A 13,906-nucleotide genomic window follows, 5' to 3' on the forward strand; every position below is an offset into this window, starting at 1 on the left:
ATGATTCCTCAAAACATAAAAGACATCCTCGGAAACAGTGAAAATGTTGGTTTCTTACAAACCGTAGCCATGTTATTTTTCCTTGTCTTCTTTTTGGGTATTGTCTATTATGTTTTTACCCGTCCGAAAAGACATTATGATGAGGAAGCAAACGCGCCTTTGCAAGATGACATTACTGAAGACAAAAAATTTTAATTTTTAAATTAACCTAAAAATGAAACAAAGAACGCCGGTATACATTACCCTACTTATAATACTCTGTATTCTATACATTGTATTTTACATGTTCGTTCAAAATGCCTCTTTTCTTACCTCTCCTTACTTTTGGGGGACAGCAGTAATCGCAGGAATTATTGCTCTCATTCACAATTCAATTGGAGATTTAATTGAAAATGCAAAGTTCAAAGCACTTTCAGAGGAAGAAAAAAAGGCATATTTAGCATTTAAAAAAGTGCCTTACTTTAAAAGCCTTTACGAAAGCGCCTTCAAAAAACAATCAGCAACAGAAGAAAAAGATCTACTTATCGATCATGGTTTCGACGGAATTATGGAGCTAGATAACCAATTGCCAAAATGGTGGCTTGGTCTATTCTGGTTCGGGGTTTCGTATTGTCTCGTTTATATGCTTTCTTATGCTTTCACCGATTTTGCTCACCAAACTCCAGAGTATGATGAAGAGTACAAAGCGCAAACAGCAAGTATTGCAGAATATATGAAAAATACTCCGCCACCAACCATTGATAATGCGGTATATTCTCCTGATAATATTGCAGCCGGAGAAGAGGTTTTCAAAACCAACTGTGTATCTTGCCACGGAGACGGTGGGAAAGGAGGAATCGGACCTAATTTAACTGATAACACCTGGATCAATCAACCAGAAAAAACACTTTTCAAAAATGTTTTCCACATGGTTGAAAATGGAAGTCAAAACAACCCAACCATGCAAGCATGGGGTAAAAACGGAGTTCTTACCGGTTTCGACATCCAGAACGTAGCTGCATATGTATATCATATCAACCAAGAACAAAAACCTATTACTCCAGCTGAAGGCGGTGCAGCACCACAAGGCACACCTGCCAATTGGGAAAAGTAAGTAATCGTATAAAACAATAGCTTTTGAAAACATAATTCGTTATTTTTGTAAAATAAAATAACGAATTATGTTTTTTTATTTAAAAAATAAATAACAATGGCAGAAGATCAAAATTTTAGAGGCGGACAAGGACAGGTAGTAGATCCCGAAACTTTCAGAGATTCGGTAGGAACTATGGATAATGCAGGGAAAAGAAAATGGGTTTTTCCTAGAAAGCCAAGTGGTAAATACACCAATTATCGAACTTTAGTAGCTTATTTTCTTCTAGCATTGTTTTTCGTAATTCCTTTTTTGAAAATCAATGGTAATCCCCTACTTCTTATCAATGTGGTCGAAAGACAGTTTTTCATTTTTGGGCAACCTTTTTACCCTCAAGATTTCTTTATTTTAGCTTTAGGAGCAATTACTTCAATCGTCTTTATCATTTTATTTACGGTAGTTTTTGGAAGAATTTTCTGTGGATGGATTTGTCCGCAAACTATTTTCCTTGAAATGATCTTTCGAAAAATAGATTATTTAATTGAAGGAGACCGAAACAAACAAATGAAACTCGACCGACAAGAATGGAATTCAGAGAAAATCTGGAAACGATCCTTGAAATGGTCTATTTTCATCATCATTTCATTAATCATCACTCACTGGATGTTTATGTATATTGTTGGATACCAAGAAGTTTTCAACATGATTCAGGAAGGTCCTTTCAACAATTTCACCAGCTTTCTAGTGATGATTGTCTTTACTGCGGCTTTCTATTTTACTTTTGCTTGGTTCAGAGAGCAAGTTTGTACCTTAGTTTGTCCTTACGGAAGACTACAAGGAGTGTTAATCGATAAACAAACCATCAACGTATATTACGATTTCAAAAGAGGAGAAAATCGTTCTAAATGGAGAAAAGGTGAAGATAGAAAAGCAGAAGGAAAAGGCGACTGTATCGACTGTAACCAATGCGTCGTAGTTTGTCCAACAGGAATCGATATCCGAAACGGACAACAACTCGAGTGTGTGAATTGTACTGCCTGTATCGATGCTTGTGATGAAGTAATGGTGAAGGTTGGCTTACCAAAAGGTTTAATTCGATACGCTACCGAAGACGAAATCGAAAAAGAAGTTCCTTTCAAATTTACCGGTAGAATGAAGGCATACTCTGTTGTTTTACTGCTTATGCTTGGTTTCTTAGGATTCCTGCTCAGTAATCGCGGTACAATGGAAGCGAAATTCATCAAACCTGCTGGTTCTTCCTACTTTGTACGCGACGGACAAATTACCAATACCTACAATTACACTTTCCTTAATAAATCCAACAAAGACCAGGTAGTAACCATCAAAATTATGGAACCGACCCATGGAAAAGTAACTTTAAGCGATACCGATAAAATCACTTTGAAAAAAGATCAGATGACTAAGGGAACGGTAAACATCAGCTTTCCGGAAAAGGAAATGAAGCTATCAAAACAAAATGTAAAAATCGGAGTTTACAACCAAAAAGGCGAACTTCTTGATTCCTTCGAAACTTATTTTGAAGGTCCATTTAAATTACAATTTTAATCAAATGCTAAAAAAACTCAATTGGGGACACGGTGTTGCAATAGCGCTCGGTTCTTTCATCATATTTATTCTTTTTTTAATCTTCGTTTATTCGAATGGAATGAAGAATTCCGAACTCATTTCTGATGATTATTATCAAGATGAGCTCACCTATCAACAAGTAATCGATGCTAAAAATAACGCTACATCATTGTCGCAAAAACCGAGTTACAGCCAAGATAAAAACGGTATAAAAATCGTATTTCCTCAAAATATTAGCGTAGATGATTCTAAAGTGAATTTCACGCTATTTCGTACCGACGATGGAAATCTTGATGTGAAAAAGGAACTCATTTTGGATGCGAATAAACAATTTGTAATTCCATCGAAAGTGCTTTCAGCAGGTTCATACACCTTAAAATTAACTTGGAAGGAAAACAAAAAACCTTACCAACTCGATTACGACGTTCAATGGAAATAGCTCTCATCATTTCGGCATTAGGTTTAGGTTTCGCATCCGGATTTCATTGTATCGGAATGTGCGGTCCTATAGCACTTTCAATGGGATTAACCAAAAAACAAGCTACCAATTATTACCTCCAAAATCTTACTTATCAGTTCGGGAGAATTGCAACTTATGCCTTTCTAGGAGCGATATTAGGAATCGTAGGACAAGGTTTTCAGATGGCTGGCTTTCAGCAATATTTAACCATTATCGTTGGAGTTTTATTGATTTTGATGGCGATTTTTTCTTTTGGTGGAAAAGATTTTGCCTCCAAAATTCCTTTTCTCTCTAAATTTCTTTTTACTGTAAAAATGAATTTAGGCAAACTCCTTCAAAAAGCCGATTACCGATCTCGTTTCACCACCGGAATTCTCAATGGATTTTTACCTTGTGGAATGGTTTATATGGCTTTGACAGCAAGTTTGGCAGCAGGTGGAATTTGGCAAAGTTCAGTTTTCATGGCGCTTTTTGGCTTGGGAACTTTACCTTTCATGTTTTCCGTTGTTCTTCTTGGAAATTTGATGACTACCGCATTCAGAATCAAAATTTTAAAATTTGTTCCGGTAATGATGATTATTTTGGGTGGACTTTTCATCCTTCGCGGTTTGGAAATAGGAATTCCTTATGTTTCTCCTAAAAAAGAAGCTTTGCAGGTTATTCACAATAATTCTAAAGATCATCAGCAAGGAAATCATGCGACCTGTCATTAAAACAACCTTTTTTTAAAGTTTAACTTTGGTCTCAGTTTTGAATCTTAAATACCACAAAAAGAATTCAAAACAACAAATATGAACACAATTAAGGTTTGGTTATGTGCAGTCGCAATTGGGACAATACAATCATGTTCCGTAAATACTGAAACTACTTATTATAAAGACGCAGCCACCAGTATGGAATCTAATATTTTATTGGATCAAGCAATGCTGGGAATGATGAATACGATGGGCGATAAAACCCAAATATTACAAAATTCTAAGGAACTAAGTAGTCTTACCACAGATTGGAAAAGCCTATACGATCTACAGAAAACAGGAAAAATTACTGTAAACCAAGACTCTGCAAAAGTGTTGAAAAAACTTTTTCTGAAGCTTAATAAAGATAAAGGAGAAGTATATGGACTTTCATTGAAATATGACAAACTATTGCCCGGTGAAATAGCTTCTCTTCTTTCGCAAAGCAAACAACTAAAAAGCCTTCCTCTTCAGAATTTTGCAAATTGGAACGGCAATATTCTAACCATTGATACTGAAAAGCTGAACGCTACTGAATTTTTAAATGAGATAAGTAAAAACACTGCAAACTCCCAAGACTCTGCACCAAAAACGAAAAGCGATTCTATAGCTGCGTATGGCAAACAAATGACACAAGGGATGATTGGGATGATGAAAATGTTTAATATGAATCTTACGAATACTTTAAAATTTCAGAAGCCCATAAAATCAATTGTTGGAAAACATGATTTTGTAAAACAGATCGATGATAAAACAATCCAAATCAATGTAAGAAGCAATGAGTTGTTGGATAATGGAAAAAATCTTACTTATAAAGACAAGAAAATCATCATTACTACCGAATAAGGAAAAGCCACCTGTTTTGGCGGCTTTTTTAATTCTTCATTCAGTAAGTTAATCAATTAACTCAAATCTGGTATAAGCAGCAATTTTTTCAGGAATACGAATTCCGTTTTCAGTTTGGTTATTTTCCAAAAGTGCTGCCATAATTCTCGGTAAAGCCATCGCAGAACCATTCAGAGTATGAACCAACTGGGTTTTTCCTTCTCTTTTGAAACGGCATTTCAAACGATTTGCTTGGAAAGTTTCAAAATTGGTAACAGAAGAAACTTCCAACCATTTTTCTTGTGCTGCACTCCACACTTCAAAATCGTAAGTCATCGCTGAAGTGAATCCCATATCGCCGCCACAAAGTCTCAAAATTCTAAATGGCAATTCTAAATCAATCAAAATTGATTTTACATGTTCCACCATTTCTTCCAAAGCTGCATAGGAATTTTCAGGTTTTTCCAAACGTACGATTTCCACTTTTTCGAATTGATGCAAACGGTTCAAACCACGAACATGAGCGCCGTAGCTTCCAGCTTCTCTTCGGTAACATTGTGAAAATGCGGTATTTTTTATTGGTAAATCTTTCTCATCCAACAAAACATCACGGTACAAATTGGTTACCGGAACCTCAGCCGTTGGAATTAAATATAAATTATCTTCGTTCACGAAATACATTTGCCCTTCTTTATCAGGAAGTTGCCCTGTTCCGTAACCTGAAGCTTCGTTCACTACATGAGGCGGATTCACTTCCAAATAACCGGCATCGGTATTTTTATCTAAAAAATATTGCACCAAAGATCTCTGCAGTCTTGCTCCTTTCCCAAAATAAACAGGGAAACCTGCTCCGGCAATTTTCACACCGAGTTCAAAGTCAATTAAATTGTATTTTTTTGCAAGTTCCCAATGCGGAATTGCACCTTCTCCCAAACCTTCCACATCATGAGATTGGTAAACGATTTCGTTGTCATCCGCAGAAGTTCCTGCAACTACTTTTTCGTAAGGAATATTGGGAATTAAGTATAAAATATCCTGAAGTTTGGTCTCCGATTCTTTTAGTTTCTGTTGAAGGTTTTGCGAATTTTCTTTGAATGCTGCGGTTTTAGATTTCGCGACTTCGGCTTCTTCTTTTGTTCCTTCTTTCATGAGAATTCCAATTTCTTTCGAAATTTTGTTCATCTCGGCCAAGTTTTGATCGAGCTCGAACTGGATTTTTTTTCTTTCGTCATCGGTAGAAATGGCTTCATCAACCAAATCTAATTGTTTGAAATTTCTTTTCTGTAAACCTTGCAAAACGCGTTCTTTGTTTTCGCGCAAAAAATTAACCTGTAACATATCGGGTTGAAAATTGGATGATTATGATTTTAATAACCGGTCGGATGACCTAATTATCGATTGAGCACAAATTTAGTGATTATTTCACGATTTTTACGATGTTCGGCTGATCTTGTACTTTGGTAAATTTAAGTTCACCGTTGTACCAAACTTTGGCCACCTGAAAAAGCTGTGGCGAGGAATTATACTGCACAACCATCGTGTCATTTATTGAATAATTGACAGAATCGTTGATTTTTTTTGTCATCGACAAAGCAATTTTAGACTCGTAAATTTTATTAGAAGCCGTAGAATCAATAGCAATTCTCTTTGCACCGGCTAAATATTCGATATAATTTATTGTATCCGTGTCTTTTTTCTGGTTAAAACTCACCGGTGCACTATCGGTAATTCCGTACACATCATTCATTTTGATGTTGGTATAGCCATTTTTCAGATTGGTATTCAACATATCTTGTCCCGCAGAATCAATATAAAGCTGAATAATCTGATCAATTTGCTGCACTTCGACATCGTCGCTCCGACAAGAAAGAAACGCAAAAAAAGCAACTACAGATAAGAAAAAAAAATTTTTCATGAAGACAAAGGTAAATTATTTTGAGAGCTTAGTACTAGAATTGGTTTTAAAAAAATGATTGAAAAGTAAATTAATTTCTTTTTTAGAGAACAAAAAATCAATAAAATGAAACTCTGTTATCTGATAAAACCGCCAAAATAAAAGTCCTGAAGATAAACAATAAGAAATCGTTGTAACAATACATGCTCCTCGAATTCCCCATCTTGGAATTACATAAAACGAAGCAACAATCGTAAAAACCAGCCCAACCAAAGATTTAATATTCAAAATTTTCAGTTTATTAATTCCCGCAAAATAATATCCAATAATATTACTTACAGCAATAGCCAAAATTCCCGGTGAAAGAAGAATCATAATTTCTTTAGTTTGAGTAAAATCTTTACCAAAAATAAAAGAAAAAACACTAGCCGGAATCAAAAGAATAATTACTAAAAATAATAATGTAATTAAAAAGCTGATTTTCAGATTTACTTTTGTTTTTTCGATGGCTTCATTGTGATTATCATTATTAACCAAATCTGCATAAAGCACGATGGAAAGGCTTCTGCTAACCATCCAAATTGCTTCTGACAATGCAATCCCGACTGAAAAAATTCCCACACTGGTCATTCCTTTGAAAAACTCAAGAAAATAAAACGAAAGCCGGTAATTCAGAAATTGAAGAAAAGCGCTCAGCTGTGATTTCCAACCATAATCAAATAATTTATTGCGAACTTCCTTGGAAAATTTAATCTGCGAAATGTTACATTTCTTCAGAACCTGTATGGTACTTGCCAAAAATAAAACACCGAAACAGATAATTTGTCCAATAAAATACGCGTCAACAGAAGTTATTTTGACGAAATAGACAATGATAATGATGAATAAAACATGGCAAACCTGCTGTAAAACTGTGTATATATTGAAAAGTTGGATGTTTTTTTGCCCTACAAATAAATTGACATTCGTAGCTAAAAGCGACGACAAAACACTGAGAGCTATTAAATAATTGGAATATTCAATGGTATGATAAAATCCAATAATAATCGGAACCAAAAGCCCAATAACGATTGACCATAAATAAGCAAATGGCAGAATTTCTTCGGTTTTGTATTTTGAAGCAAAGTAAGAAACGCTGCTTCCAACGAAAATATTAGCAAAAAAACTGATGATGGTAAGGTCGGCTACGACAATAGAAATCACTCCTTTTCCTTCGCTGCCCCACATATTGGTGCTGTAAATCACCAAACCGAAATTAAGCAACAGAATAAAAAGGCGAGACAAAAAAGTCTTCAAAACCGCATATTGCTTCATTTATTTAATTGCCTTTTTAATGAAATCTACAAAATCATTTTTTATCGCATTCCAATTATATCTCTTCTCATATTCCACTCTTGCTTGATGTGCGTGAGTAGAATAAATCTCAGGATTTTCTATATATTTTATAATATAATCCGAAATGGCGTTTGCATCTTTTGGATCAACTAAATGCCCAAATTTAGAAACATCCATGTGTATTCTAGTGGCCTTCAAATCAGTATAAATCACCGGTTTTCCAGATGCGATATAATAAAAAATCTTGATGGGAAGACAGTGATGATTCTCGAAATTTAAACTTCTTAAATCAAAACAAATATCAGCATCAGCATACGATGACGTGAAACTTTCAAAAGAAGTTGACTTTGTAATGGTAATGTTCGGAAATTGATATTTTGATAAGAGTTTCTGGAAATATTGTTCGTCTTTTTCCTTTCTAGCACCACCAACTAACAAAATTGAAATCTCTAATTCCGTCTTTTTTTCACTTAAACTATCAATTACTTCGAAGAAATTTCCAATTCCTTTTTCTTCAGAAAATTGTCCGGTATAGCAAAGTGTAATTTTATTCGGATCTAACTTTTTGATATTCTGATGAATATAAACATCATCAGGATAATAAGGAGAAATTAATTTCTTTTTGAAAGGAAAAAAATAAGCCAACGGAAACTTCTTGGTTTCCTCACCAAAAATATAATGAGAACTCAAAAATCCGGCATACAATTGTACTAAAAAAAACTTCACCGCGTGCACCAAATTCATCGGGAAAGAAAATCTTTCTACCATCCTCATCGAAGGATACCACTCAGTAATATCATAAACTACATGAATGTTTTTCCTTTTCGCGAAATCTTTTGTTGCAATTACCGCAATCGGTTCTGAGCATATTATTAGATCCGGATCAAATGAATTTATAACCTTCTTAAATGTTTGAATTTTATTCTGAATCGAAGTTTCGAGGATGGAAAAAGATTCGATTTGGATTCCTTCTTTTTCACCGGAAAACTCCGCACTTAGACTGCATATTTTTATCGAAAAACCTTGTTTTAGAAGCTCTTTCGCTTGGTGAAAAAATATTCTGTCATCATCAAACCGATGCGAAGAAGTAAGAAATAGAATTTTTGACATAAGTCTTCATTTGATTCGTTGAAAAATTTTTATGATAATTCTAACTAATCAATATAAATTCCCGCCCAGCTCCGGTGTAATGGTAATAGAAAATCGCTTAAAAATGCCACATAAGAATTCTTCGAAAAGTCGAACACTTCAATATCGGTGGAAATTGTTTTTTCTTTTAAGCCTTTTCGGAAATCTTGTAATTTCATAGTCTTAATTTCACCATTTTCAACGAAACTGGCTTTCATTCTATCAAATAATCCCAATTCAAATTCCGAATCCAATTCTCTCATTACTTGTCCTAAAGCATCAATACTGCATCCAGAAGCGGCTTCTTTTTCTTCGTCAACACAAATTACGATAAATTGATTTTTTTCAATTTTAAAAGATGAAGAAAGTGGTTTTCCGTGTGCTGCCCAAGTCGCAAGAAAATCGTATAATTTTTCGGTGATTATTTTGCTTTCTTTCGGAGTGAAAGGTCGTGATGCAGGGTAAATAATTACTCTATAATCACTGGTTTCTACTATATTTGATTCTTCTATTTTCATTCTTTTTTTTTAAAGGATAAAATTACGCAATTTTCTTGAGTTTGTTTTCTTCAGATTTTTTGCTCATCGCATATAAGAAAACAATAAATAGAATCATCACAAACCCAATAAAAAACCTTAAAGTTCCGCCTTGTGGAAAAAATATAAACTTAATGTAAATATTTACAAAAATCAATGTTGCAAAAATCCTTATCCACAAATCTTTTGAAAAATAAAAAATCGCTCCTAAAAGGAAGAGTGAAATAAGGGTAACTTTTTTAAAATTGATTAATTTCAGAATAATGAAATCACGATATTCCGCGAAAGTAAACTCTGCTTTTTGAGCGGAAATTATTGGTCGTCTGTAAATAAAAGTGTCATAAAACACATCTTTCCAACCCGGATAATGATAAAATTTTATGATAAAAAAGTAAATCATTATTAATAAAAAACCTTGTACAACAAAATGGAATCCTATTTTTTTATCTTGTTTCAAATAATCATACACGAAAGCCACGAAAAGGTAAGTAAGAGCGAATAAAATAAAATCTGGCCGAATTAAAACGCAACAAAGCAAAAAAATATATCTCCAAACCTGATTTCTATTTTGGATAACATTGATGACAAATAAAAGCATGAAAACCAATAGAAAAATATCTGGTGTTGGGTTCTCTGCCATACTTCTCACAGCCGGAAACCACATCAAAAAAAGGCTCAAAAACGCTGCTAAAAGCTGATTTTTCGGAAAGAAATAACGAAATAAATAAAAGAGCAGAACTCCACAAAAAAAGAAAGAAAAAATATTGAGTAAAAACACTGCGTGGGGCCCAGAAACCCCTAATTTATAGAAAAAATAAACAACCGTATTGTATCCTATTTTGATTTGATAATAAGGCAATTGCTCACTAAAAGCTTTATAGTTTTTCTCGAAAACCTTATTGGCTTCATTATAAGCAATGATATCATGATATTCTTCTGGAGACGCTTCTTTTTTTATTGAACTATAAACCAATTCATGAACATATTCGGGGTTTTTCGGGTAATCCCAAGTATAAATACTCCCCAAATAACCAGGCATATCCCAATCGTAAACTCTGTTTTGGTAACAAGAAAACGTTAAAACGCCGAGTACAAAGAGAAACAGATAAGATACAATGTACTTTATGTTCACGTTTGAGTAATTGTAAATGTTTTTATTCCAAAAGTGAGTACAACCTTACAAATCCTCAGCTTCCGTAAGTAGTTCCACAATATCTTTTACAGCAACTTCATTGTTTTTGTTGAAATGTTTCACTCCATCGGTCATCATGGTGTTGCAGAATGGGCAACCAGTTGCGATGATGTTAGGACTTTCAGTTAATGCTTCTTCGGTACGTTCTACGTTGATATCTTTATTGCCTTTTTCGGGTTCTTTGAACATCTGCGCTCCACCTGCTCCACAACAAAGTCCGTTGGATTTACAACGCTTCATTTCTACCAATTCTGCATCCAATTTTTCGAGGAGCATTCTTGGTGCTTCATATTCGCCATTGCCTCTTCCGAGATAGCAAGGATCGTGGAAAGTGATTTTTTTACCTTTAAAACTGCCACCTTCGATTTTTAATCTACCTTCTTCCATCAATTTTTTAAGGAATTGGGTGTGGTGCATCACTTCATATTTACCACCTAAACTTGGATATTCATTTTTAATAATATTGAAACAATGCGGACACGAAGTTACGATTCTTTTCACCTCATAAGCATTCATGATTTCGATATTGGTAAGCGCCATCATTTGGAAAATGAACTCGTTTCCGGCACGTTTTGCAGGATCACCGTTGCAGGATTCCTCTTGCCCAAGAACAGCAAACTCCACCCCTACTTTATTTAAAATTTTGCAGAATGCTTTGGTGATTTTCTTTGCTCTATCATCAAAACTTCCTGCGCAACCAACGAAAAATAAAACTTCTGGTGCTTTTCCTTCGGCAGCATATTCTGCCATTGTTTTTATTGTGAAATCCATAATTTAATAATTTAACGATGTACCAGTCTAGCAATAGTTGTTACATTGTTATATTTTTACATTGTTACATTAATTCTCTTTTGCCCAATTTAATCTATCGGATTGGTTGTATTGCCATGGTGCAGCATTGTTTTCAATATTGGTCATCATCAGGTTTAATTCCTGCGGAGCTGAAGACTGTTCCATCACCAAGAATCTGCGCATTTCAAAAATAATCGATAACGGATCGATCAAAACCGGACAAGCTTCTACACATGCATTACAAGTTGTACACGCCCAAAGTTCTTCTCTGGAGATATGATTATCAAGCAATTTTTTGCCATCATCTACATATTTTCCGTTCTTATTGATGTTTTTGCCTACCTCTTCAATTCTATCGCGGGTCGCCATCATGATTTTTCTTGGAGAAAGTTTTTTACCTGTAATATTTGCCGGACAAACCGCTGTACATCTTCCGCATTCGGTGCAAGAATAAGCATTCAGCAACTGAACCTGATTCAAATCAAAAATATCATCAGCTCCGAATTTATCGGGGACAGCGTTCGGATCGGCTTCTGCAGGAGTGGCATAAGGATCGGCGTTGGGATCCATCATCAACTTAATTTCTTTGGTCACAGAATCCAGATTATTAAACTGCCCTTTTGGTTTTAAATTAGCAAACCAAGTATTTGGAAAAGCTAAAATAATGTGCAAATGTTTCGAATAATAAAGGTAATTCATGAAGAAAAGAATTCCGATAAAGTGAAACCACCAAGCTGCTCTTTCAGTAAAAAGTAAAGTATTATCGCTGAAATTTTCGAAAATTGGACCTAAAATATTTGATGAAATCGGGAAACTTCCGTGTTCAGCAAGAACACCTCTTTGTTGAAGAACCCAATCGGCAGCATTCATTTTAAAGAAAGCCATCATTAAGGCAAATTCGATAATCAAAATCCAGTTTGCGTCATTTTTTGGCCAACCGAAAAGCTCTTTCATATTGAGTCTTTTCACGCCATAGAAATTTCTTCGAATAAAAAACACAACAACAGCAAACACAACTAAAAGTGCTAAAACTTCCAAAATTGAAGTGAAAACTGCGTATAAAGAATGTCCTAAAATAGAGGAAAGAAAACGGTGTGTACCGAAAATTCCGTCGACAATAATTTCTAATAATTCAATATTAATGATCACAAAACCCACATAAACCAAAATGTGTAAAAACCCTGCAATTGGGCGTTTTGTCATTTTGCTCTGTCCGAGCGCAACTTTTCCCATGGTTTTCCATCTTTCGGACGGATTATCAGTACGGTCGATGGCTCTTCCGAGTTTGATGTTGCGGTAAATTTCTTTTAAACTTTTAAAAAAAAGTCCAAAACCTGCGATGAGGGCAATAAGGAAGATGATATTGTCAATATATTGCATATTGAAAGGTTTTTAGTCTTTAGTTGGAATTGTTTTTCCCAAAAACTGAGAAATTGAGGTATCTCTTCGGGTTTTCTTTTAAATCAAGAATCAATTTATTCAAATTTTGTGAGGATTCGTTTAGATTTCTGTAAAGTTCTTCATCTTTTGTCAATTTACCAAGCGATCCTTCGCCATTCTGTATGCCGGAAATAACACCATTTAATTTGTCTGCAGTCAAACTGAGCTTATCAATAGTATTATTCAGCTTTTGTACATCCACTTGTTCTGCAACCTTTCCGTATTTATCAATCGTGGTTTTAGCACTAATTGTTGCTAAATTGGCATTATCGAGAACTTTCTGAACACGTGGATCATTGTTAGCTAGCAAAGCATTAGTTTGTCGAGATGTTCCTTCGAAAGAGGCTACAGTTCGGTTGAGATTTAGTAGCAAAGCTCTTATTTCAGCTTTGTTTTGATCATTTAAGATCTGATTTGCATTATTGGTTAGAGAATCTACACGTTTTAAAACAACTTGCAATTGATCTTTAACCGGACCTACTTGAGAAGAGATATTATTCATCATCGATAAGGTGAAAGCGCCTGCTAAAGTATCACCATCTTTTGCCATTTCCCCACCATAAGCGAGATTCACACGCATTTGTTTTCCTGACATTAATCCCGGCTCGAAAATTTCGAGAGTTGATTTTTTTGCAAATTCAAAATTATCGTCAACAGTAACCTTTACGACAAAATGGATTTTACCATCTTTTTCGGTAACAGGAATAATCTGATCTACTTGACCAACTTTTAAACCGTTGATTGACAATGGATTAGAAGCTTCCAAACCTTCTACATTGTCAAATTTTGCATAAAATATATTATCGGTAGTAAAAAGGCTTTTGCCTTTCATAAATTGGAATAAAACTACAAACCCTACGATCGCCAAAAGTGCGATTAATCCTGCTTTTATTTCTTTTGAGAACTTCACT

At 34.7% G+C, this 13,906-nt stretch carries 15 protein-coding genes; 6 read left to right on the forward strand and 9 right to left on the reverse strand.

Translation table 11 applies throughout. From position 1 onward, the window contains the following. From NOV28_RS07680 to NOV28_RS07705, 6 genes are all read left to right on the forward strand, one after another. Positions 1–195, forward strand: a complete 195-nt coding sequence (locus NOV28_RS07680; protein ID WP_255929368.1) for a cbb3-type cytochrome c oxidase subunit 3 — start codon at positions 1–3, stop codon at positions 193–195. Positions 196–214: 19 nt separating this feature from the next. Then, positions 215–1,093 carry a c-type cytochrome gene (locus NOV28_RS07685; RefSeq protein WP_255929370.1) on the forward strand — a complete coding sequence of 293 codons (879 nt, stop codon included), beginning with the start codon at positions 215–217 and terminating at the stop codon, positions 1,091–1,093. A 96-nt stretch (positions 1,094–1,189) separates the two neighbouring features. Further along, positions 1,190–2,638: a cytochrome c oxidase accessory protein CcoG gene (ccoG, locus tag NOV28_RS07690; RefSeq protein ID WP_255929372.1), complete on the forward strand. Its 1,449-nt coding sequence runs from the start codon at positions 1,190–1,192 to the stop codon at positions 2,636–2,638. Between the two features lie 4 nt (positions 2,639–2,642). Further along, the gene (locus NOV28_RS07695; protein ID WP_255929374.1) at positions 2,643–3,098 is read left to right on the forward strand and encodes a FixH family protein; all 456 of its coding nucleotides are present in this window, start codon (positions 2,643–2,645) and stop codon (positions 3,096–3,098) included. Then, positions 3,089–3,832, forward strand: coding sequence for a sulfite exporter TauE/SafE family protein (locus NOV28_RS07700; RefSeq protein WP_255929376.1), 744 nt, complete (start codon positions 3,089–3,091; stop codon positions 3,830–3,832). Before NOV28_RS07695 ends, NOV28_RS07700 begins: the two co-directional genes overlap by 10 nt. 78 nt (positions 3,833–3,910) lie before the next feature. Next, positions 3,911–4,699, forward strand: a complete 789-nt coding sequence (locus NOV28_RS07705; protein WP_255929378.1) for a hypothetical protein — start codon at positions 3,911–3,913, stop codon at positions 4,697–4,699. Between the two features lie 48 nt (positions 4,700–4,747). Here NOV28_RS07705 and serS read toward each other — a convergent pair whose 3' ends face one another. The 9 genes from serS to NOV28_RS07750 all read right to left on the reverse strand — a co-directional run bounded on the left by serS (position 4,748) and on the right by NOV28_RS07750 (position 13,905). Next, a complete protein-coding gene (gene serS / locus NOV28_RS07710; RefSeq protein WP_255929380.1) occupies positions 4,748–6,016 on the reverse strand; it encodes a serine--tRNA ligase in 1,269 nt (422 codons plus the stop codon). Between the two features lie 79 nt (positions 6,017–6,095). Beyond that, positions 6,096–6,593 carry a hypothetical protein gene (locus NOV28_RS07715; RefSeq protein WP_255929382.1) on the reverse strand — a complete coding sequence of 166 codons (498 nt, stop codon included), beginning with the start codon at positions 6,591–6,593 and terminating at the stop codon, positions 6,096–6,098. 15 nt (positions 6,594–6,608) lie between these two features. After that, the gene (locus NOV28_RS07720; RefSeq protein WP_255929384.1) at positions 6,609–7,886 is read right to left on the reverse strand and encodes an MATE family efflux transporter; all 1,278 of its coding nucleotides are present in this window, start codon (positions 7,884–7,886) and stop codon (positions 6,609–6,611) included. Beyond that, positions 7,887–9,017: a glycosyltransferase gene (locus NOV28_RS07725; RefSeq protein ID WP_255929386.1), complete on the reverse strand. Its 1,131-nt coding sequence runs from the start codon at positions 9,015–9,017 to the stop codon at positions 7,887–7,889. 44 nt (positions 9,018–9,061) lie between these two features. Then, positions 9,062–9,553, reverse strand: a complete 492-nt coding sequence (locus NOV28_RS07730) for a hypothetical protein (RefSeq protein WP_255929388.1) — start codon at positions 9,551–9,553, stop codon at positions 9,062–9,064. A 22-nt stretch (positions 9,554–9,575) separates the two neighbouring features. Continuing rightward, a complete protein-coding gene (locus NOV28_RS07735; RefSeq protein ID WP_255929390.1) occupies positions 9,576–10,703 on the reverse strand; it encodes a hypothetical protein in 1,128 nt (375 codons plus the stop codon). A gap of 45 nt (positions 10,704–10,748) precedes the next feature. Continuing rightward, complete coding sequence (locus tag NOV28_RS07740) at positions 10,749–11,534, reverse strand: (Fe-S)-binding protein (protein ID WP_255929392.1); 786 nt, start codon at positions 11,532–11,534, stop codon at positions 10,749–10,751. Between the two features lie 69 nt (positions 11,535–11,603). After that, positions 11,604–12,935, reverse strand: coding sequence for a 4Fe-4S dicluster domain-containing protein (locus NOV28_RS07745; RefSeq protein ID WP_255929394.1), 1,332 nt, complete (start codon positions 12,933–12,935; stop codon positions 11,604–11,606). A 19-nt stretch (positions 12,936–12,954) separates the two neighbouring features. Continuing rightward, entirely contained in the window at positions 12,955–13,905 is a 951-nt protein-coding gene (locus NOV28_RS07750; protein WP_255929396.1) for an MlaD family protein, read from the reverse strand. Position 13,906 lies beyond the last annotated feature (1 nt).

Origin of the sequence: Kaistella montana (assembly GCF_024436175.1) — a bacterium.
GTDB classification, from domain to species: domain Bacteria; phylum Bacteroidota; class Bacteroidia; order Flavobacteriales; family Weeksellaceae; genus Kaistella; species Kaistella montana.